Annotated in this window: 20 protein-coding genes and 1 pseudogene; 6 read left to right on the top strand and 15 right to left on the bottom strand. The window is 34.5% G+C overall.

Annotated elements, in window-relative coordinates:
• Nucleotides 1-12: 12 nt before the first annotated feature.
• From DRF58_RS08865 to DRF58_RS08885, 5 genes are all read right to left on the bottom strand, one after another.
• Nucleotides 13-1,323: a TolC family protein gene (locus DRF58_RS08865; RefSeq protein WP_116034725.1), complete on the bottom strand. Its 1,311-nt coding sequence runs from the start codon at nt 1,321-1,323 to the stop codon at nt 13-15.
• Between the two features lie 88 nt (nt 1,324-1,411).
• Nucleotides 1,412-2,257, bottom strand: coding sequence for a helix-turn-helix domain-containing protein (locus DRF58_RS08870; RefSeq protein ID WP_116034727.1), 846 nt, complete (start codon nt 2,255-2,257; stop codon nt 1,412-1,414).
• Between the two features lie 135 nt (nt 2,258-2,392).
• Entirely contained in the window at nt 2,393-3,796 is a 1,404-nt protein-coding gene (locus DRF58_RS08875; protein ID WP_116034729.1) for an efflux transporter outer membrane subunit, read from the bottom strand.
• Nucleotides 3,797-3,868: 72 nt separating this feature from the next.
• A complete protein-coding gene (locus tag DRF58_RS08880) occupies nt 3,869-7,015 on the bottom strand; it encodes an efflux RND transporter permease subunit (protein ID WP_116034732.1) in 3,147 nt (1,048 codons plus the stop codon).
• An 87-nt stretch (nt 7,016-7,102) separates the two neighbouring features.
• Nucleotides 7,103-8,251 carry an efflux RND transporter periplasmic adaptor subunit gene (locus DRF58_RS08885; RefSeq protein WP_116034734.1) on the bottom strand — a complete coding sequence of 383 codons (1,149 nt, stop codon included), beginning with the start codon at nt 8,249-8,251 and terminating at the stop codon, nt 7,103-7,105.
• A 787-nt stretch (nt 8,252-9,038) separates the two neighbouring features.
• Here DRF58_RS08885 and DRF58_RS18375 point away from each other — a divergent pair.
• Nucleotides 9,039-9,188: a hypothetical protein gene (locus DRF58_RS18375; protein ID WP_157966718.1), complete on the top strand. Its 150-nt coding sequence runs from the start codon at nt 9,039-9,041 to the stop codon at nt 9,186-9,188.
• 3 nt (nt 9,189-9,191) lie between these two features.
• Here the strand turns inward: DRF58_RS18375 and DRF58_RS08895 are convergent, their stop codons facing one another.
• From DRF58_RS08895 to DRF58_RS08940, 10 genes and pseudogenes are all read right to left on the bottom strand, one after another.
• A complete protein-coding gene (locus DRF58_RS08895; RefSeq protein WP_116034738.1) occupies nt 9,192-9,956 on the bottom strand; it encodes a class I SAM-dependent methyltransferase in 765 nt (254 codons plus the stop codon).
• A gap of 118 nt (nt 9,957-10,074) precedes the next feature.
• Nucleotides 10,075-10,526: pseudogene (gene tnpA, locus DRF58_RS08900) on the bottom strand (IS200/IS605 family transposase).
• Nucleotides 10,527-10,599: 73 nt separating this feature from the next.
• Nucleotides 10,600-11,409, bottom strand: a complete 810-nt coding sequence (map, locus tag DRF58_RS08905; protein WP_116034740.1) for a type I methionyl aminopeptidase — start codon at nt 11,407-11,409, stop codon at nt 10,600-10,602.
• 88 nt (nt 11,410-11,497) lie between these two features.
• Nucleotides 11,498-11,929, bottom strand: coding sequence for a BT0820 family HAD-type phosphatase (locus tag DRF58_RS08910; RefSeq protein WP_116034791.1), 432 nt, complete (start codon nt 11,927-11,929; stop codon nt 11,498-11,500).
• A 218-nt stretch (nt 11,930-12,147) separates the two neighbouring features.
• Nucleotides 12,148-13,515, bottom strand: a complete 1,368-nt coding sequence (locus DRF58_RS08915; protein ID WP_157966719.1) for a T9SS type A sorting domain-containing protein — start codon at nt 13,513-13,515, stop codon at nt 12,148-12,150.
• Between the two features lie 147 nt (nt 13,516-13,662).
• Nucleotides 13,663-13,779 (bottom strand): AraC family transcriptional regulator, encoded by a 117-nt coding sequence (locus DRF58_RS19115; RefSeq protein WP_157966720.1) that lies wholly within the window; start codon nt 13,777-13,779, stop codon nt 13,663-13,665.
• 18 nt (nt 13,780-13,797) lie between these two features.
• The gene (locus tag DRF58_RS08925; RefSeq protein WP_123902385.1) at nt 13,798-15,099 is read right to left on the bottom strand and encodes a tetratricopeptide repeat protein; all 1,302 of its coding nucleotides are present in this window, start codon (nt 15,097-15,099) and stop codon (nt 13,798-13,800) included.
• 469 nt (nt 15,100-15,568) lie between these two features.
• Nucleotides 15,569-17,095, bottom strand: a complete 1,527-nt coding sequence (gene gpmI, locus DRF58_RS08930; RefSeq protein ID WP_116034749.1) for a 2,3-bisphosphoglycerate-independent phosphoglycerate mutase — start codon at nt 17,093-17,095, stop codon at nt 15,569-15,571.
• Nucleotides 17,096-17,165: 70 nt separating this feature from the next.
• Complete coding sequence (locus tag DRF58_RS08935) at nt 17,166-17,372, bottom strand: hypothetical protein (protein WP_116034751.1); 207 nt, start codon at nt 17,370-17,372, stop codon at nt 17,166-17,168.
• 120 nt (nt 17,373-17,492) lie between these two features.
• Nucleotides 17,493-17,768, bottom strand: coding sequence for a hypothetical protein (locus DRF58_RS08940; protein WP_123902386.1), 276 nt, complete (start codon nt 17,766-17,768; stop codon nt 17,493-17,495).
• A gap of 212 nt (nt 17,769-17,980) precedes the next feature.
• Here DRF58_RS08940 and DRF58_RS08945 point away from each other — a divergent pair, with 212 nt between their 5' ends.
• From DRF58_RS08945 to DRF58_RS08965, 5 genes are all read left to right on the top strand, one after another.
• Complete coding sequence (locus tag DRF58_RS08945) at nt 17,981-18,313, top strand: translation initiation factor (protein WP_116034755.1); 333 nt, start codon at nt 17,981-17,983, stop codon at nt 18,311-18,313.
• Nucleotides 18,314-18,423: 110 nt separating this feature from the next.
• Nucleotides 18,424-18,558 (top strand): DUF3709 domain-containing protein, encoded by a 135-nt coding sequence (locus tag DRF58_RS19120; protein ID WP_157966721.1) that lies wholly within the window; start codon nt 18,424-18,426, stop codon nt 18,556-18,558.
• Nucleotides 18,542-19,729, top strand: a complete 1,188-nt coding sequence (locus DRF58_RS08955) for a BaiN/RdsA family NAD(P)/FAD-dependent oxidoreductase (RefSeq protein WP_116034759.1) — start codon at nt 18,542-18,544, stop codon at nt 19,727-19,729. The genes DRF58_RS19120 and DRF58_RS08955 overlap by 17 nt, the downstream gene beginning before the upstream one ends.
• Nucleotides 19,730-19,945: 216 nt before the next feature.
• Nucleotides 19,946-20,800, top strand: coding sequence for a nucleoside phosphorylase (locus DRF58_RS08960; RefSeq protein ID WP_116034761.1), 855 nt, complete (start codon nt 19,946-19,948; stop codon nt 20,798-20,800).
• A gap of 376 nt (nt 20,801-21,176) precedes the next feature.
• Entirely contained in the window at nt 21,177-21,515 is a 339-nt protein-coding gene (locus tag DRF58_RS08965) for a hypothetical protein (protein ID WP_245955390.1), read from the top strand.
• Nucleotides 21,516-21,584: the final 69 nt, after the last annotated feature.

Below are 21,584 nucleotides of genomic sequence, written 5' to 3' on the forward strand. Positions count from 1 at the left end.
TTCAGTTTTAAATTAAAGCGTACCTGTTGATTTCAATAAATTATAATATTGATACAGTACATTGATTTCAGCATTAGCAAAATCCAATTCCGACTGCAGTTTCTGATTTTGCGCATCCAGCATTTCTGCCTGTACTGCTAATTGATTGAGGTATTTTGCTTCTGTAATTTTGTAGTTTTCATCTGCCAGATTTTTAGCATCGTTTAAAATTTCCGCTTGCTGAATGGCTTCCTGATATTTCACATACGCAGCATTCACTGTCATATCAATGTTTTGTTGTACCAGAGTTAGTGATTCGCTAGCCTGATTTTTCTGCAACTCACCCAGTTTCACTCTTTCTTTGGTTTTATACAAATTATCGATATTGTAGCTTAAAGAGATTCCGCCTTGCCAACCGCTAGAATACATATCCAGAACAGGATTTCTCGTCGTGATCGGTCTTTGTAGAGTATATCCTCCAAAACCGGAAAGCGTCGGCATTTTATCGGTGTTGATGATTTCGATATTTTTTTCAGCAACCGAAATATTGGTTTTAGCAGACTTCATTTGCGGGTTAGAATCGTGGGCTAGATTAATATAATAGTCCATTCCAATTCCTGCTTCTTTGTTTTCTAAACTTTCAACCGGAACGATTTCTGTGTCCAAAGGGAGTCCGAGAGCTGTGCTTAGATTATAATTAAGGATTTTCTTATTATTGGTTAACGTAAGAATTCCCTGATCCAGATTTTTGATGTTTAATTCTCCACGAATAACCTCGTTTCTGGTAATCATCCCTTGTTTGTAAAAATCTTTGATGTTTTCTAATCTTTTCTGAGCCAGTTTTTTGTTGTTTTGAAAAACCTGTTCCTGATTGATGATTTTATAAATATCAAGATAATTTGAAATCACCAAAAGTTTTACATCCTGCTGATTTTTTTCTAAATCTAATTTAGAAAGTTGCTCACGAAGTCCCGCCAACTCAATAGATTTGTTAACCAATCCACCTTTAAAAATAAGCTGAGTTGCCTGTACCGCATAAGAACTCCCGTAATGCGGCATCTGGATCGTGGTAGAATTGGAAAAATCTTTATCAATTGCTATCGCATTTCCCAAGTAAAACTGGCTTGTGGAAGCGGTAATTGTCGGAAGTTTCTGTAGTTTAGCTATATCAATTTGCTGTTTTGCAATATCAATATTTTGGGCAGAAACTTTAAGTTGCTGTTGATTCTGAAGCGCCAAATTGGCAACCTCATCAGCGGTCATCTGTTTTATGTTCTGAGAAAAAAACAGCACAGGGAATAACCCCATCAGAACTGATAGTGCTGTTTTGATTTGCTTAATCATTTTACCTTGTTTTACAGTTGCAAAGTTATGGCAAGCAACAACTCAATCAAATGTTTGATTTTTGGAAAAAGATGTTCAAATGTAAGATTCAGCCTTCAAACTGCTTTCTGTAATGACTCGGACTTTCGCCCAAATGCTTCTTAAAAAAGTGAGAAAATGAGTATTGATCGCTAAAACCCAAAGTTGTAGAAATCTCTGATACAGGCTTTTTGGAAGAGTTTAAAAGAACTTTTGCTTCATTAATTAAAATCAAAGCAATAATCTGACTTGCCGAGCGACCGGTTATACTTTTAATCACAGATGAAAGATGTCGAGTTGTAATAGATTGCCGTTCTGCATAAAACTCTATCTGATGCTCGCTGAGATGATATTTGCTGGCGTCATTCAAAAAAAGAAAAACAATTTCTTCTTGTCTCGACATCTGATTCATCGACTTATTATCTTCACTGGCAATAATTCCCGCCATTTGGTAACAAAAAACAGAAAAAAGGTGTTCCACCATTTCTTTCTTATAGGTCATCTCAGTTTCGGAATCGAGAATATATTTGAGGAAATTAACCGATTTCCAGACTACCTCCATTTCATCTGCATGAAAAGGAACGCCAACATTCATCTGCTGACGAAAATAGCGATAAGTAATAAGCCTATTGAATTTTAAGGATAATGTAGAGATAAATTCTCTCTTGTAAGAAACCATCCTTGACTGAAAATCATCACTAACAGAAATCAATTCATAGACACTTTGCGGATCTGTAACGATAAAAGTATTGGCAGTCAATTCTAGGTCGCTGAGATGTTGACGAAGCTTGATTACTCCACTTTTAATAAATAGAAAAGCAGGATTTTCTGGCCGAAATGGCTTGTCTGTCGCAATTCTCTGATGAATTGTTTCCTGAGTAAAAATCTCGACCCAAAATTGTTCTAAAGCTGTCATTTCGCAAATTTAATGTTTTATGAATTTATAATTTTAAAATAGTATTTTCAATCAACTTTTTGGAGAACTTATTATTAAAACAAAAAACCCAACAAAAATTGCTGGGCTTACAAGTATAGTAAAAAAATTTAGTGTCTAAAATTGTCCACCTCCAAGCGCACGGTAAAACTCGGTTACTGCCTGAAGTTGTTGTAATTTGTCATTAACAGCAGATAATTTTGCAGCTAGCAAAGATTGTTCTGAAGTTAAAACATTTACATAATTTGTATTAGAAGAGTAAGTCAATAATTCTTTGTTGAACTCCACTGCTTTTTCTAAAGATTGAATCTGAAGAAGTCTTGTTGTTTCTTTCTCTTTCGCTTTTTGATAAGACAATAAAGAATTGGAAACCTCGGAACCTGCTGTTAACAAAGTCTTTTCGAAGGTATAATACGCTTGCATTTTACGAGCTTCCATTATTCTAACTTGCGCTTTTCTATTTCCCATCTGGAAGATATTCTGTGTCAAGGTTCCTGCTGCTGTGTAGAATAAAGAATTGCTGAAAAAGTTTTCCAAAGTTCTAGATGACAATCCTAAAGTTCCTGTAATACTCAATGTCGGATAAACCTGAGCCATCGCCATATTTTTGTTTTCAAATGCCTGACGGAAAGTGAATTCAGCAGCTTGAACATCTGGGCGATTTTTCAATAATGAAACAGGAACACCAGTTTTCAAATCCGTATAAATCACCTGAGAATCGATAGAGTTTCTCTCGATAGATTGCGGATTATCATTCATCAAAATACTTAAAGAATTCTCCGTCTGCTGGATCTGCAATTCCAAATCCGGAACCGACAACTGTGCCGAATAAAGATTGGCTTTACTCTGCTCCACATCTGCTCCTGTAAGATACGCTGCATCCATCAACAACTGAACAGTTTCTACATCTTGTTTACGAAGTTCAATTGTCTGTTTTGTAATTTCTAATTGTTTATCCAAAGAAATTAACTGGTAATACAACGTTGCCGCTTGTGCTACCATCTGAGTCTGAACCGCTCTTTTTGCGGCATCTGTTTGAAGTAAACCAGCATAGGCAGATTTTTTCACCGATTTGATTCTTCCCCAGATATCCACTTCCCAACCCGTAGAAAGTCCCAACCTATAAACCAATAAATCTGGCATTACAAAATTACCACCTTGTGCTGCTCCACTATTTTTTGTCTCGGTAGTAGAAGCTGCAATGTCCAAACTTGGAAGATTTTGTAATTTCGATTGTTTGAAAACAGCACTAGCTTCTTGGATTCTTGCAACAGCAACTTTTAAATCAAGATTATTCTGAATCGTTTTATTAATGATATTCTGTAGTTTATCATCAGTAAAAATCTGATTCCACGCTACATTAGCGGTAGAAACAGTGTCGTTACTTGTTTTCTGACGGAACAGATTATCCTGCCTGCTTTGTTCTATTTCGGGGTCTTTGTAAGTATCCGTTACTTTACAAGAGTAAAAGAAACCAGCGATACCAGCCAATAGAACTAAATTTATGATTTTAATTTTCATCTGTAAGATTTAATTTTTTTTTAAAGGTCAGATGGAACGCTTTGCGTTTCATTTCTCTTTAACTTTTATTGGTTATTCGCTAAGTTCTCCTTCGTATTTTTCAAGGTCTTTTTTGCCACTCACTTTTTCCTGCAAATACATAAATACTGCAAATAAAATTGGGATAAAGAACACTCCGAAAATCGTTCCGATTAACATCCCTCCAATTGCTCCAATTCCAATCGATTGATTACCTACAGCTCCTGCTCCAGTTGAAATAGCCAACGGAACCAAACCGAAAATAAAGGCAAAAGATGTCATCAAAATAGGACGAAGTCTTTGTTTTGCACCACTAATTGCAGCGTGCCCAATGGTGTAACCTTTTTTCCTTGCATCCAAAGCAAATTCTACAATCAAAATTGCGTTCTTCGCCAAGAGACCAATTAACATAATGAGTGAAATCTGCGTATAAATATTGTTAGAACCTCCAATCCAAGCACTGAACATCATTGCTCCTGCCAAACCCACAGGAAGTGATAACATTACCGCAAATGGTAACAAATAACTCTCATATTGTGCTGCCAAAAGGAAATAAACAAATACACAACAAAGTGCAAAAATAAGAGCTGTCTGACTTCCTGCACTTACTTCCTCTCTCGTTAAACCAGAATATTCGAAACCATAACCTTGTGGAAGTGTTTGAGATGCAACCTCTTGAACCGCATTCAGAGCATCTCCAGAAGAGAATCCTGGATTTGGTGTTCCGTTTATAGAAATCGCGGTAAATAGATTGAAACGTCCAATTGCCTGAGGTCCATAAACTCTTCTTGCTGTAATGAATCTGCTTAAAGGCGCCATTTCTCCATTCGCATTTCGAACCTGAATCATATTAAAACTTTCCACGTTCTCTCTTGCTTCATAAGGAGCTTGATAAATTACACGGTATTGTTTCCCAAACAAGTTGATGTTGGATGAATATACTCCACCATAATAACCTTGCATCGTACTCAAGATATCTGAGACTGAGAAACCAGCCGCTTTTGCAGCAGGAATATCAATATCAATCATATATTGAGGATAATTTGGGTTGAAAGAAGTAAACGTCCTCTGAATCTCCGGACGCTGATTCATCTTATCGATAAAATCATTTGTTACTTTATTAAGGTCACTAATATTTCCACCTTTTTGATCCTGAATTTGTAATTCGAAACCTGCTGCATTACCAAACCCCTGCAAAGTTGGTCTTCCGAAGAATGTCATTTTTGCATCTTTGATTCCCGCAGTTTCTTTGTACATTCTTGCAACGAATGACTGCAAATCTTCTCCTTTTTTGGTTCGGTCTTTCCAGTCCTTCAGTTTTACAATCAACATCCCGTTATTAGAACCTGTACCACTAATCATTCCTCGTCCGGAAACTTTGAAAATATGAAGTACTTCCGGTTGTTTCTTTACAATCTCTTCAACTTTGGCAAGAACCTCTTTTGTTCTATTCTCGTTGGAACCAATCGGAAGCGAAATATCCATAAAAATACCACCCATATCTTCACTTGGAACGAATGATTTAGGCGTTGTATTCATCAACCAAACAAAAAGTCCTGTAAATGCCAAAAGTCCAACAAAAGCCATCCATTTTTTTCTTAATAAGAATAAAACACCTCGGGAATATCTTTTGGTAAAAGCGTCAAAAATAATATTGAAATTAGTAAAGAACCTTTGTATAAAATTCTTTTTCGCTTCTTCGTGAGAGTGAGGCTTCAAGAAAATAGCACATAATGCAGGACTCAGAGTCAATGCGTTAACAGCAGATAGTACAATTGAAATTGCCAGTGTTAATCCAAATTGTTTATAGAAAACCCCTGCAGAACCTGTAATAAAACTCACAGGAATGAAAACCGCTGCCATTACCAACGTAATACTGATAATAGCACCACTAATCTCATCCATCGCATTAATAGATGCTCTGAGTGGTGATTTTTCACCTTGTTCTAATTTACTATGAACAGCTTCTACAACCACAATCGCATCATCCACCACAATACCAACTGCCAGAATCAATGCGAAAAGCGTTAATAAGTTAATTGTAAACCCGAATATACTCAGGAAAAAGAACGTACCGACAATCGCAACCGGAACCGAAATTGCCGGAATCATTGTAGAACGCCAATCTTGTAAGAATAAGAAAACAACAATAAATACTAATATAAAAGCTTCAAATAGTGTATGAATTACTTTCTCAATAGACGCATCCAAGAAGTCATTTGCGTTAACAAGAGTCACATATTTTACACCTTTTGGAAAAGAAGCCTGTGCCTTATCCAAAACAGCAATCGATTGATTGATTACATCCTGCGCATTGGAACCTGCGGTTTGCGCAACAGCCATACCAATAGATGGGTGTCCGTCTGTATTACTACTACTTGTATAATCCTGAGCTCCAAGTTCTACTTTTGCGACATCTTTCAATCTTAGGATTTGACCGGTTGTTGTAGCTTTGATAACGATATTATCAAACTCAGGAATCTCAGTCAATCTTCCTTTGTATTTTAATGTATAACGGAAAGCCTGATTACTTTCATCACCTAAACTTCCCGGCGCAGCTTCGATATTCTGTTCTGCCAAAACTGTTCTAATATCAGAAGGAATCAATCCGTAAGAAGCCATTTTATTTGGGTCCAACCAAATTCTCATTGAGTAATCCTTGGTTCCGAAAACCATTACATCTCCAACTCCCGTTACCCTTTTGACCTGTGGAATGATATTAATATTCGCGTAGTTTTGAAGGAAAGTCATATCAAATTCCGGATTCTCACTATAAAGCGAGAAAATCAAAACATTGGAACTTTGTCTTTTCGTAGTAGTAACACCGGCTTGAGTAACTTCGGCTGGTAACAATGGCGTTGCTCTGGAAACCCTGTTCTGAACATTTACCGCTGCAATATCCGGGTCAACTCCTTGTTTGAAATAAACTGTTACCGAACCCGTTCCGTCATTGGTTGCCGTAGATGTCATATAAGTCATCCCTTCAACCCCATTGATTTGTTCTTCTAATGGGACTATAACACTTTTAAGAATTACATCAGCATTAGCACCTTGATAACTTGCACTTACCACTACTGTTGGTGGTGCAATATCGGGATATTGTGAAACCGGCAACGAAACGATTCCCAAAACACCGAGGATTACGATGATAATGGAAATAACCGTAGATAAAACTGGCCTTTCTATAAATTTTTTAAACATATATTATTTGAGATAATAGAGAAAAGATGAAAGAAAAAGATTAAAATGAGAATCCAGTTCTCTCATCTTTCAAATTAAATACTAATGCTATTTTTTGTTGATAACGTTTTGTAATGTCGTTTCTTTCGGAACAACTTCGGTATCATCTTTAAGAAGGCCAGTACCTTCTACAACAACTTTATCGCCTTGTTTAAGACCAGAAGTCACGGCATAAGTCAATCCATCCGGAAGATCTTCAACTTTGATTTCGGTAGATTTTACTTTGTTATTACTTCCGATAACATAAGTGAAAACTTTACCTTGCAGCTCATAAGTTGCAGATTGCGGAATGATGATTACATCTTCCATATTGTTTGGTAACTGTACAGTTGCACTATATCCACTTCTCAAAAGTCCATTTGGATTGGGGAAAGTTGCTCTCATAGAGAAAGAGCCTGTATTGGGGTCAACCAAACCACTGATGGATTCTATTTTTCCTTTTTCGTTGTATTTGCTTCCGTCAGATAAAATCAAATCTACCAAAGGTGAGTTGTTGATTTTTTCCTGAATTGTAGCTCCGGTTGCGTGCTTGAAAAAGTCTAGCTGTTGTTTTTCATTAATTGAAAAATAAGCGAACACTTTTGAAACATTAGAAACCGTAGTCAAAGGTTGTGCAGTTGCGCTGCTGATGTAACTACCAGCTTTGTAAGGAAGTGTACCAACTACTCCACTTACAGGACTGAATAATTTTGTATAACCTTGATTAACTTGGGCATTTGTCAACTGAGCTTGCGTCTCAGCCAAAGCCGATTTTGCCGATTTAAGTGCTAATTCTGCAGCTTCTAATTCATATGCAGAAATGATTTTTTTATCAACCAAAGGTTTGGTTTTCGTCACTTGCATTTGTGCTGTAGCAACTTGAGCTTTTGCACTGTTCACAGTCGCTTGGGCAGCCAAAACAGACTGCTCGTACTGTGGATTTCTGATAAGGAACAAAAGTTGTCCTTGCTTCACTTGGCTACCTTCATCTACATAAATTCTTTCAACAAATCCGTCAATCTTCGGACGAATTTCTACATTCTGTATGCCTTCTAATCTTGCAGGATATTGTGTAAGATTTTCAGCAGGACCACTTTTCGCAACAATATATTGATATGGTTGTGGTGGCAATTCTTTTTTGTCATCTTTATTTTCAGACTTCGAACAAGATATCAAAAAACCTAAAAGAACAAAAAAACTAATCGCGATATTCCTCATAAATACTAATTTTTTAGATATGTTTTCAAACAAACGTTCAAATTTATTAATTATCTTCAACACTTGTGTTATGTAATTAATAATAATATCTATCAAAGATAATCAACAAAAACTATTATCATTGATGTACAATAAGTTAAATAACAATTTTAAAGAATATTTAACATAATCCAATCAAACAAACGTTTGAATTAAACATTGGAAGTTGATAAAAAATAATAATATTTTGAAGCTGATATGATAGAACTTTAAATTAAAGATTCATATTGAAGCAAATTTACATCACATTTTGCAAAAAACTATTACCAGAATTACGGCAAGAATTACCAATTTTACTTTCATTACTAACCTCCAGAATAAAATATTTTTTGCAAATTTGATAGTAATATGAAACCTCAACCGCTTCCAATTCTATTCAGTTTCAATTCGCTTTACTTATCGTTTCTGTACTTTAGGTTATTTTGGATTTCGGAGGGAGAAGAAACACCTGAACTATTGATTTACAAATATATGTTGTATTCGGTTTTTCTGGTTTATCCATTATTCATATTTTCAACTTTGATTTTTTCAAAGATGACAAAAGCGAATATGTTTCTTAAATTTTTGATTTTTGGATTGGTTTTATCAGGGTCTGTTTTATATTTTTATTCCTTCGACTTGTTCAAAGAAGAGGAACTTTTGTGTGGATATTTGGTAGTTCTGATTCAATGTTTGATACAATCTCAAAAAATAAAGATGGAGAAATGACAGCAAGATTTGCAAGTGTTTATGCAGGAAAGTTATTATTATGGTTTTCCTTTTACTCTTTTCTTTATCTTACTTTTTGTTTGACGACAACGAAATAAAGATGAATATGATGTTTGGCGGAATCTACTATCTCGGCGTAGCAATTTTGGATTACTATGTCAATAAATCTAAATATTTGACAGAAAAATAATTGTTACTTTCTCACAATAGGAAGAATCTCATTCTTATTAAGACCAAATCTTTTGATATCAGCTTCTGAGAATTTTTGAGAATAGAAATTAATTTCGGTTTCAAAACCTACACTTTTTAGACGATCAAAATAATCCATTCCGTACCAACGAACGTGATCATACTGTCCAAAGTGTTTCTGACGTTCTTTTGGGTCCGTGATTGTGAAATCTTCGTATGTTTTTTCTAAAGAATTTTTCATGGGAACTTGAACAATTCCCCAACCTCCACTTTTCATTACTCGGTACAGTTCGGACATTGCTTTTCTGTCGTCAATAATATGCTCCAAAACGTGATTGCAGATAATCACATCATAACTATTATCTTCAAAAGGTAAATCCAGAATATCCGCTTTTACGTCCACAATCGGAGAGAACAAATCAGCAGAAGTATAATCCAAATTCTTCATTCTCTTGAATTTTCTAAGAAATTCTTGCTCTGGAGCGATATGAAGGACTTTTAAATTTGCGGTAAAGAAATTAGTTTCATTCTGAAGATAAAGCCACATTTGACGATGTCTTTCCAAAGATAAAGTTCCCGGAGACAACGCATTTGCTCGTTGTTTTCCGTAACCATAAGGCAAAAATTTGCGATAAGACCTTCCGTCGATTGGATCTGTAAAATTATTCCCTTTGAAAAACAAAACAATTATAGGACGCAAAAATAGGCTTAGATTAATAAGCATTGGTCTCGGAATTTTATTGAGCAGGAATTGGGCTAGTTTCTTCAATTTGTATTTTTATAGGAAGCGACGAAGTCGCGAAATGTCGGTAGAAATATTCATTATCAAGACAAAGGTGCGAAGCACCGAAATGTTGGAAGAATTGCGAAGCCCCGACAATTTGGTATTACATTAATTCATTAAAAATATATTCTTCATTATATTCTACACCAAATTTATTCAAAAAATCCAAATATTCCTCTTTAAAAGATTTTTTTTGATGATGAATTTCTTGCTTATTGATATAATTAATGACATCTGAAATTTGAGATTTTCCATACGAAAACGCACCGTAGCCTTTCTGCCATTCAAACCTTACTGATAAAAAATGTTTATCATTTATCCATTTTGAAGAATTACTCTTAATTTGATTCACCAATTCAGAAAGCGCTTGATTTGGTCTCAATCCAATTAAAATGTGAATATAGTCTGGCATTCCATTTATAGATAATAACTTATGCCTGTGATATATTTATAGAGTTCTTCTTTCCAGTTTTTTTGAATCAAAGCCTCTCGAAATTTAACTGCGAAAACCAATTGAATATGAATTTGAGAATAAGTTGCGTTGGAATCCGCGATAGCAATTGAATTTTAGTTAATAGAATCAACCAACATTCTACAACTTCGTCGCTTTTATACAATATTTTAAGAATTAAAAATCAACTTGGAAAGCTTTTTCTTCGTCAGATTTAATTCCTAAAGCTTCGTAAATATAATCGTAAGTAGAAAGCAAAACTGGCTTACCATTGTAAACACAAACATCGTGTTCAAAGTGTGCAGACGGTTGGTTATCAAGCGTTGTAACGGTCCAACCATCATTATGAAACTTCACTTTTTCTGTTCCAAGGTTAATCATCGGTTCGATGGCAAGACAAATTCCGTCTTTCAGAACTTTCCCACTGCCCGATCTTCCATAATTGGGAACTTGCGGATCCTCATGCATTTGTCTTCCAACACCGTGACCAACTAGCTCGCGAACAACGCCATAACCTTCTTTCTCGCAATGTTTTTGGATCGCATTAGAAATGTCTCCTACACGTTTCCCTCTCACACATTGTTCAATTCCTTTATACAAAGATTCTTTCGTAACTCTCAACAGTTTTTTAACCTCATCAGAAACTTCTCCTACTTCAAAAGTATAAGCATGATCGCCAACAAAACCATTCCAGAAAACACCACAATCTACGGATAGGATTGTACCTTCTTTAATAGGTTCAGCATTCGGAATTCCGTGAACGACTTGATCATTCGGAGAGATACAAAGTGAGGCAGGAAAACCGCCATAACCAAGAAACGCAGGTTCTGCGCCGTGGTCTTTGATAAAATCGTAAGCCAATTTATCAAGATGAAGTGTTGTAACTCCAGGTTTTATTTCTTTAGCTAACATACCTAGAGTTTGGGAAACTAATCTTGCACTTTGCTTCATCAATCGAAGCTCTTCTATATTTTTGAGTTGAATCATTTTTATTTAGATATTGAGATAATAGACTGATAGATAATAGACCTCTAAATCTATTATCTATCAGTCTATTATCTATAAGTCTTGAGCTTTACCAAAAAAGGCCTTTCTTCTTTTCTTTTTTCATTTTGGAGTAAGCGTGAACTTCGCCTCCTGCAACTTGAAATTCTATTCTTTCATTGATGATTTGATAAATTTCTCCCCAACCTGGGAATCCGCCAAGATTTCTGTCATCAATGAAAAGGTCAGCATCAATTTTTCTGGATTGTGTTTCGGAATCGAAAACCTCGCCTTCAAAACTGGAATTAACAGCATAAAACTCCAATCCGTTTTTTCTACAGAATTCTACTGCTTCTTCTAATGATTTTCCGTGGCGATAAGTCCAAAGAATCAATCTGTAACCTTCTCCTTGTAGTTTTTTTAAAGTTTCAAAAGCAAATGTTTTTGCCTTTCCAATTCCCGGATACGCATCATCTACAATAGTTCCATCGAAATCGATTGCTAATTTTTTATTACTTTTTATCATCTGTTTTTGAGTAAATAGTTGTTAAAAATGTCCGCAAATATACGAAATATTAGATTGAGATAACATTCACTAAAATTCAATTTTCCTGCCCAATTAATTTAAAAAATATCTTTCTAAAATGACTCAAAATTAGATCAATTTAATACAAAAATCCTACTCAGTAGATTTTTAATCACCTGAATAGGATTTAGTTAAACTTAAAAGTGAAGATATTTTTACTTTTTAATAACTTTAATTGTTTGTATCTGCCCGTTCTTCAAAGTAACTTTCCCAATATAATTTCCAGTATTCAAATCAGAAATATTTACTTTATTATTTTTGATTTCAGAATCTTTTACCAGTTGTCCTGCAACGTTATAAATTGAAATTCTGCTTGGTTCATTTTTAGAAACAATTGTCAATTCATCTTTAACCGGATTTGGATAAAAACTGAAATTATTTTTATCAACATCATTCACAACCAGAATAGATTTTGAAAAACCTCTTGCTTCAAAAACAAAATTATATCCATCATTTATTTCCCAAGTTTCGCCTTCATCATCCGATGTATAACAATAGCTTCCTGTGCCTGGCTGAGAGGTTGCTTCCCAAGTAAGATAATCTGTAAACTGAACCGGAACAGCTATTACTTCTACAAAATATTTCCCTGGTAATAACTCAGCTGGCTGATCAAAATCAAATTCCAAATCCACAGCTACAACATCCAACGGATATCCCGGAACCGGCCAATATCCAAAATAGTTTTCTGTTCTGGGACCAATATTCTGGAAAGAATGGAGAATCTCTCCCGGTGCATCATCTACAGAAGATCTGATATTGATTGTCGCATTCCTGATGTTTCCTAATTGCAATGTTGATATCTTGAAGCTTGTAAATGTAAATTTGGTATTTTCCGGAACAATAATGTCATCTGCCTGAGATCTCCAAGGCATACTTCCACCCGCCTCGTAATCGTTACTCAGATTTCCTTGGCTAATAGGAGATCCATAATCCGGAGCTTGTTCTCCTGTATCATTACAGCTTCCGGAAATATTAAACACGTGATCATAATAAGAAAAACCGCCGAACCAATCCTCAGAACCAAATTTTGAAAAACCGAACCTGCCTAATTTTGTTGTGTCCTGCTTGTTGATTTCCCAGCTTGCAGGTGTAGAATCTCCAGGTTTACCTTGTACAGATAGATAATATTTACCTTTGGGCAAATCAAAAGTTGATGGCAAATCCACATTGATCTCATAAGCCGAATTACCTTCAAAAGTATATTTGAATGTTTGAGAAGTCGGAAATATGCTTTCAAAAGACTTTATCAAATTTCCTGGCCTGCCTGCATTATCTGCATAAAAATAAACATTTACATAACTAAGATCAGCAGTTCCTTTCAGCGCATTGAATTTCACATTGTTCACTGTTAGAATTTTCCCGAACTCTACATCAAAATCCGAAGCAGATGTATATTCGTAAGTTCCGCCTGTCGAAATATTTTCGCCGATTGCAATGCCGTCTGACACAACGCCATAATTGCAGTTTTGAGAAAAAGACATCACTCCGGACATCATCATCAAAAAAATCAAATTTTTCTTCATAAAAAACATATTATAATTATGGGATGCTAAACTATGTTACAATATCGGCAAATCCAACTGTAACACTTTCGAAATCCTTGATTTTGAAACAACAAAAAACAATTCAAAATACTAAAAATCAACAATTTGAATTTTAAAATTCAGATATTATGAAGATTGATTTTTAGAAGCCTCACGAATGAAAACGGAAGGCGAAATTCCTGTAATATTTCGGAAAACAGTTGCAAAAGAACTGTGCGAAGCGAAGCCACATTCTTCCGCCAAGTAACTTATTTTATAATTCTAATATTCTTTATGATTATAAATTTTCTGACAGATGTAAGCAATTCTCAACTCATTAATGTAAGTATTGAAATTCTTTCCTTTATATTTATTAATGACTTCGGAAAGGTAGCTTGTATTGGTTTTGAGTTGAAGTGCGAGACTTGCAATCGTCAATTTTGAATTGGTAAATTTCTCCGACTCTTCAAACTTCTGAAGTTTCTCCAGCAAATCCTGCTCTACAGAATTAGGAATCTGAACAGATGAATCTTTCTGAATTTCCACTGCGGGTTCCAATTTATTTTCGGTGGAAACGATTTTATCAGATTCGAGTTTATAGATGATATTCTCAAAAACTTTTCTTTCTTTTTTTCTTCGATAAAGCAAAAAGATAATTGCACCAGCCAAAACCAGAACAAAAACTGTCGCAATAATCACAATATTTTTCTTAGAACTATCTGCATCAGAAATCGCATCTTTATAATCTTTCTGTTCTGCATTGATTGCGGACGAAATGGCTTTCATCTCACTTTCTCTAATGCTTCTGTTGAGCTTTATGAATTCCTCATTGTAAAGCGAATATTGAGATTGGTTATTCAAAGCTTTGTAATCCTTCGAAAGATTGTAATAGACATCGGAAAGCAGGCGCGTGTCCAAATCATTTTTGTGTTTCAGGACAATCTTCAAAGTATCAATTGCTCTTTGATATTCTTTTCTCCCAGCATAAACCTGAGACAAAGCATTGTAAATGAAATAATTAATTTCCTTGTTGTAATTACTTTTGATAGCCAAAGCTTTATTCAGATAGATTTCCGCCGAATCGTTTTTAATATAATAATAGGAATTCCCGATATTGTAAAGCGAACGTCTGTGATGATAAATCGCTTGCTCGTCAGGGTTTTTAACCAATTCAATTTCGCGGAGAGATTTTTTGTAATACTCGCTGGCTTTTTGATAATTCTCTTCATCAAAATCGATGTTTCCAATTTCCAGATAAGATAAAGTTTTCAGCAATTTTTTCTTGTCACCTTCAGGTAATTTGTTGATTTGTTTGATAGCGTTATCAAGATAAAATTTTGCTTTATCATTGAGATTCAATTGAATATATTGATGAGCAATTGAACCATTCATTCTGGCAATCAATGCATAATCATTGGTTTTTTCTGCATATTCTTTGGCTTTGAAAAGTAATTCCGTTGATTTTTTAAGGTCATTATTTTTGAAATAAGAAACCGCTAAAGAAGCCAGTTCTTCACTTTTCTTTTTATTAAAGTCATTATCATTGGACAAAATATTCTGCCCAAAAACAAGACTAGCAATCAAAAAATAACAGAAAAAAAATCTGCGAAACATATCCATTCTCAAATTAACGAAACTAATTTACATAAATAACCACAGTTCCAAAGCAATATTTTTTAATCGCAAAGTTTTTTCAAAATTCAAAGTTTCCAAAGCATCAATAAATTGATATTTCAAAGGCATTACTTAAAACATTAATTTTTCATCAACTTGTTGATTCTTTGGTTTCTTAAAAAATCTTCATTCTCATAAAATCTTTGCATTAAACACATTAAAAAAGTCGGTAAAAAACCGACTTTCCTATTTTATTTTATATTTGAATTTTAACCTTTTAATTTTTATAAACACTTTAGTCACTTAAGATTAGAATGAATATTGATTTAAGTTTAATTAAGTTAAAAATCTAAAGATTTTTGAAACTTAAGCGTTCTTATGTGACTTTTAAATAAACTTAAGTGTTAAATAATTATTTGATTAATTCCTAAACAAATTCTTAGTTAGCTAGAACATTCCCTGTCATTTCTTCAGGAATATCTACACCCATCACACTTAAGATAGTTGGAGCTACATCGCCCAATTTTCCTGGTGTCAAATTCCAAGTGTGGTCTTTGTCCATCACAATGAACGGAACCAAATTCGTAGAGTGTTGCGTGTTTGGAGAACCGTCTGGATTTATCATTACATCAGAGTTTCCGTGGTCTGCCAAGATGAAAACCGCATAACCGTGCTCATAGGCCGTCTCCGCTACTTTTTGAATGCAAGCATCCACAACTTCCGCCGCTTTTACCGCCGCTGAGAAAACACCTGTGTGACCTACCATATCTGTGTTCGCAAAGTTAAGAACTACGAAATCTGCTGATTCTTTTTCCAATTCCGGAACGATGGCGTTGGTAATATCGTAAGCTGACATTTCAGGTTTCAAATCGTAAGTCGGAACATCTTTCGGACTTGGGCAAAGCAAACGTCTTTCTTGAACGAATTCTGCTTCGCGACCGCCTGAGAAGAAGAATGTCACGTGTGGATATTTCTCAGTTTCAGCAATTCTGATTTGAGATTTTCCTGCAGATTCCAAAACTTCTCCCATTGTTTTCTGAAGAACATTCTCATCAAAAACAACTTTTACATTCTGGAATGTTTTATCATAATTGGTTAAAGTCACATAGTACAAATCCAACTTTTTCATTCCATACTCTGGAAAATCCTGCTGAGAAAGCACTTCTGTAATTTCACGACCTCTGTCTGTACGGAAGTTGAAAGAAATCACAACATCGTGTTCTTCGATTTTTGCAATTGGGAAATGGTTTTGAACATTCACGATTGGAAGGATAAACTCATCCGTAACATCCTCGTTATAAGAATCCTGAATCGCCTGAACAAAATCTTTCGACTCCTTCCCTACGCCATTTACCATCACGTCATAAGCCAGCTTCACACGCTCCCAACGCTTATCTCTGTCCATCGCATAATAACGGCCAATCAAAGAAGCCAATTTTCCGGTTGTAGATTTCATATGATTTAATAAATCTTCAATAAAACCTTTTCCGGATTTTGGGTCGCAATCACGTCCATCTGTGAAAGCGTGAACGAAAACTTGGTCTGTAAATCCAAATTCGTGCGCCGCCGTCAATAATCCTTTCAAATGGTTGATATGAGAATGCACACCACCATTGGAAACCAACCCAATGAAATGTACTTTTTTGTTGTTGGCTTTAGCATATTCGAAAGCATCTTGGATGACTTGCTCTTTTCCAAGACTTCCGTTTTCTACAGCCATATTTAGTTTTACAAGGTTTTGGTAAACGACTCTACCTGCACCAAGATTCATATGTCCTACTTCCGAGTTCCCCATTTGTCCAGCCGGCAAACCAACCGCCAAACCGCTCGCTTCAAGTGTTGTATTAGGAAAGTTTTTAAGTGCCGAATCGATGAAAGGCGTATTAGCCTGAGCAATGGCAGAAACTTTGTCATTAAGACCGATTCCCCAGCCATCTAATATTGCAAGAATTGCTTTTTTTGACATTTTTAATTTTGTTTTGTTACTACAAATTTACGAAATGAAAAAGTGATTGGGGAATTTTGGTGGGTGTTTTTTATCCTTTTTTTGTTTTGTTTGAAGCGTGAATCATCTGTTTTGCAATTTCTTTTGCGTCCTCTAAATTCATTGAAGGTCTTACTTGTCCATAATTACTTCTGCTACCATCTAATTCAATTATCCAAACATAATTTTGTTCATCAATTTCACAATTAAACAACTTACCTTCCACAATTAATTGAAATCTATTAATATTTTCCATCATAATATAATATCTGTCTTTTATTTTTTATAATTTTCTGGTGAAAATGGGTCGCTATTTGATTTAACAAGATTTTCACTTTTTAACTTTTTTAATAAATAATCAAAAGCATTTAAAACTCTTCTATCTATATTGGTCTTTATCATCAAAAAACAATCGTCCTATATTAGAGTATCTTGTTTCATAGCTAGTATTATAATTTGGATTATCTATACATTCATTGCTATTAATACATTTAAATTGAATTTGAAATGGGTCAAAAGGATACCATCCTAATTCTATCTCTTTATAATAAAATTTGCCAACTTTTGTAATCACAACATTACCCTGATTATCAACACTTAAAATATTTTTATTTAAATTATTATTAATATAAGTAATAGTTTCTTCTTTTGTCATATTTTGAGAAAAGAAGAACTGAAATGAGATGAGTGTAAAAATTGTAAAGTATTTTTTCATTAATTTAATGTTTTTAAAAAAATTTAGTTACCAAAAATATAAATTTAAACTTATATATAATAATATAAAATTTCATTAAAAACAATTCCAAATCTTAACTTTCACCACTCAACTAATATCTGTAATTTTAAAGCCTCATTTAAAGATACAAAATGGACTTAAGAGACCAATTAAAAAACCTTTTCCCCGAACACGAAGAACAGGATTTTCAAATGCCCGATGAAGCAAAAGAAAACTTCAAACAGAAAGAACCTTTGGTCTGCAAATTCGAGAAGAAAGGCAGAAACGGAAAACCTGTTACCCTAATCGAAGGCTGGGAAGGCGACGATGAAGGCTTGAAAGAAATCTCAAAAAAAATCAAAACCAAATTGGGAATCGGTGGCTCGGAAAAAGACGGTGTTATTATCATCCAAGGCGACAACCGTGACAAAATAATGACCATCTTAAAAGAAATGGGTTACAAAACAAAACGTGTTGGAGGATGAGAATAATTATTAATGATAAATGATGAATGATTTTATACTTGTAAGTAAAACACAAAGACACAAGGAATCGTTGATTTATAAATTACTTTTTTAAGGCACTAGGAGAATCATTGATTTTTTTTGACGTACAACTTTGTGCCTTAAAAACACAATCCTATTCATTAATAAACCTTTTGTGCCTTTGTGTAACTTCCAATCCTCTAATAATCTCTTCAGAAAAAACAATCTTTGAAACAAATTCCTGACAATCAAATCATCATCATTGGCGCTGGTCCAGCAGGATTGATGGCATCTCAAATTCTTGCCGAAAAAGGTTTCAAAGTTCAAATATTCGAACAAAACAAAGCCTCTGGAAGAAAATTCCTGGTTGCAGGAAATGGTGGTTTCAATCTCACACATAGCGAAGAATTAGAAAGTTTTATCGAAAAATTTGATGCGCCAGAAATCCGAAATATCGTAAAGAATTTTGATAACAAAAAAGTTATCGATTGGCTTTCTGACTTGGGCGTTACGACTTATGTTGGAAGTTCTGGGAAGATATTTCCTACGAAGAATTTTAAACCGATTCAGGTTTTGAAAGCTTGGCTGGATAGATTGGAACAATTGGGCGTTACAATTCATTATGAGCATACTTTTTTAGATTTTGACGAAAATTCTATCACGCTTAAAAACAGAGAGAAAGAACTTAAAATTGAATATTCAAAATTGATTTTAACAATGGGTGGAGGTTCTTGGAAAAAGACAGGTTCTGATGCTAAATGGATTGAGATTTTAAAATCAAAAAACATAGACATCACACCTTTGGAGTCCGCCAATTCTGGTTATAATACAGATTCGAAATTTCATCAATTACAAGGTCAATATCTTAAAAACATCAAAGTTTCTTTTGAGAATAATGATAAAATCGGCGAAGTAGTTTTCACAAAATATGGAATTGAAGGAAGTCCAATCTACTATTTGAATCGCTTCACAAGAAAACACGATTTTCCTTTAACCTTATATATAGATTTAAAACCAAATCTCTCAGAAGCAGAAATATTAAAACAACTCAACGGAACTGAAAAGATAAGTCAGGTTTTAAAACGAAAATTAAAACTTTCAACAACCGCACTCAATCTTCTGAAAACCTTAGACAAAGAAAGCTACACCAACATAGAAAATTTATCAAAAACAATAAAGAAATTCCCCATCGAGATTCTAAGTTACAGACCAATTGATGAAGTAATTTCGACTTCAGGAGGTGTTTCATTCTCAGCTTTGAATCATAAATTGGAACTTCGCAACTTCCCGAATGTCTTCTGCGCTGGCGAAATGATAGATTGGGAAGCGCCAACGGGCGGTTATCTTTTGCAAGCCTGTTTCAGTACAGGATTTTGGGTTGCAAATGAGATTTCAAAATTTAATCAAACCACATAGAAACATAGAAATTTCTTATAATAAAGAGAAAATAGAAATTTCGTGACACTATTTCCTCTTTCAAAACTATGTGACTATGTGGTGAAAAGAAGTTTGAAAAGAAATGAAAATGTTTTTTTCAAAATTAAAAAGCATCTATCCTTTTACGGATGAAGAATTTTGTTAACTTTAAGACCTTTTTATTTTCAAAATATTCAAATAAAATAAATTATAAATATGATTAACAAATTAGCAGATTCCGAACTGGTTCTTAATGACGACGGAAGTGTGTACCACTTGAATCTTCTTCCGGAAGACCTTGCAGACAAAGTCCTTCTTGTGGGCGACCCAGACAGAGTTCCGAAAGTGTCTAAGTTCTTCGACACGATTGACATCAAGAAGAATAAAAGAGAATTCTACACCCATACGGGAACTTTGCGTGGCGAGAGAATCACGGTAATGTCAACAGGAATCGGGACAGAGAATATCGATATCGTGATGAACGAATTGGACGCTTTGGTCAACATCGATTTGAAGGCAAAAGAATTCAAAAAAGAGCACAAGTCGCTAGAGCTTTTCCGTATGGGAACTTGCGGAAGTGTGAATCCTGACATCGAGGTTAATAATATGCTGGTTACAGAAAATGTAGTTGGTCTGGATGGATTGATGCATTTTTATCAGGATTATAACTTTGAGAATGAGTTTAGTAAGAATTTCTTGGAGAAGTTTCCTTACGAGAGAATCAAGCCAATGTTGTATTTCTCAGATTGGGCAGAAGATATCGCTGGTTATTATGCTGATGCAAAATACAGAGGAAACACTGCGACTTTCCCCGGATTCTATGCACCTCAAGGTCGTCAATTAAGACTAAAAGCTTTGGATGACCAATTCCTTGAAACTTTGAATGACCTTGGTGTTTCTAACTTCGAAATGGAAACTTCGGCAATCTATGGTTTATCCAAATTGTTAGGACACAAAGCAATCACTGTGAACTGCGTTATCGCCAACAGAAGACGTGGCGAATTTGCAAGCGACCATCACGCATCAGAAAAAATGATGATTGAGTGGGTTCTTGACAGAATTATTAAGTAGAAGTTAGAGATTAGACTTTAGATATTAGAAAAGCAATATTCAGAAATGAATGTTGCTTTTTTTGTTTCAATGTAACTTGAATTTATTTACTCCGAGAAAATTTTATTGCAAAGTTTTTTTTAAAGTTCAAAGTTTCCAAATTATCAATAAATTGATATTTTTATTAAGCATATAATTAATCATTTACTTTTATAATCAACTTGTTGATTCTTTGGTATCTTAAAAAAGCTTATTTCTTCAAAAAACTTTGCGATAAATTAATTAAAGAACTTTTATAATTTAATTAACGTTCATTAAGATTTCTCGGCATTCTAATTGAATAATTGATTAACATCAAATCAAATTTTTCAATATCAATCACCAAACACAAAATATTATGAGTACGCACGACGAAAAATACAATGACGCAGAAAGAGCTTTAAACAGAACAGAAAATTCTTTGGAAAGTGCAGCGGATAACGCTAAAAACAAAGTAAATGAGTATGCAGACAGAGCTCGCTCATATATAGATGAGCAGAAAAGAAAAAATGAGGAGCCAACAAAAGATGGTTTCTTCGAAAATCTGAAATCTAATATTTCCGATGCTTGGGAAGACACAAAAGACTTCGCAGATAAAGCATGGGAAACAACAAAAGACACAGCTTCTGATGCTTGGGAAAAAACCAAGGACTCCGCTGAAGATGTGAAAGCAGAATTCAGAAAAGCAACGAATTAGTTTTTAAGTTAGTAATAGTTTTTCAAGAAAAGGAGAAGTCAATCATTTGGCTTCTCCTTTTTAATTATA

The organism is Epilithonimonas hispanica (genome assembly GCF_003385395.1).
Lineage (GTDB): Bacteria > Bacteroidota > Bacteroidia > Flavobacteriales > Weeksellaceae > Epilithonimonas > Epilithonimonas hispanica.

Excerpts from the sequence above, each read along its gene's own strand:
- DRF58_RS08865 (WP_116034725.1), bottom strand. The coding sequence starts at position 1,323 with ATGATTAAGCAAATCAAAACAGCACTATCAGTTCTGATGGGGTTATTC.
- DRF58_RS08870 (WP_116034727.1), bottom strand. The coding sequence starts at position 2,257 with ATGACAGCTTTAGAACAATTTTGGGTCGAGATTTTTACTCAGGAAACA.
- DRF58_RS08875 (WP_116034729.1), bottom strand. The coding sequence starts at position 3,796 with ATGAAAATTAAAATCATAAATTTAGTTCTATTGGCTGGTATCGCTGGT.
- DRF58_RS08880 (WP_116034732.1), bottom strand. The coding sequence starts at position 7,015 with ATGTTTAAAAAATTTATAGAAAGGCCAGTTTTATCTACGGTTATTTCC.
- DRF58_RS08885 (WP_116034734.1), bottom strand. The coding sequence starts at position 8,251 with ATGAGGAATATCGCGATTAGTTTTTTTGTTCTTTTAGGTTTTTTGATA.
- DRF58_RS18375 (WP_157966718.1), top strand. The coding sequence starts at position 9,039 with ATGGTTTTCCTTTTACTCTTTTCTTTATCTTACTTTTTGTTTGACGAC.
- map (WP_116034740.1), bottom strand. The coding sequence starts at position 11,409 with ATGATTCAACTCAAAAATATAGAAGAGCTTCGATTGATGAAGCAAAGT.
- DRF58_RS08915 (WP_157966719.1), bottom strand. The coding sequence starts at position 13,515 with ATGAAGAAAAATTTGATTTTTTTGATGATGATGTCCGGAGTGATGTCT.
- gpmI (WP_116034749.1), bottom strand. The coding sequence starts at position 17,095 with ATGTCAAAAAAAGCAATTCTTGCAATATTAGATGGCTGGGGAATCGGT.
- DRF58_RS08935 (WP_116034751.1), bottom strand. The coding sequence starts at position 17,372 with ATGATGGAAAATATTAATAGATTTCAATTAATTGTGGAAGGTAAGTTG.
- DRF58_RS08940 (WP_123902386.1), bottom strand. The coding sequence starts at position 17,768 with ATGACAAAAGAAGAAACTATTACTTATATTAATAATAATTTAAATAAA.
- DRF58_RS08945 (WP_116034755.1), top strand. The coding sequence starts at position 17,981 with ATGGACTTAAGAGACCAATTAAAAAACCTTTTCCCCGAACACGAAGAA.
- DRF58_RS08960 (WP_116034761.1), top strand. The coding sequence starts at position 19,946 with ATGATTAACAAATTAGCAGATTCCGAACTGGTTCTTAATGACGACGGA.
- DRF58_RS08965 (WP_245955390.1), top strand. The coding sequence starts at position 21,177 with ATGAGTACGCACGACGAAAAATACAATGACGCAGAAAGAGCTTTAAAC.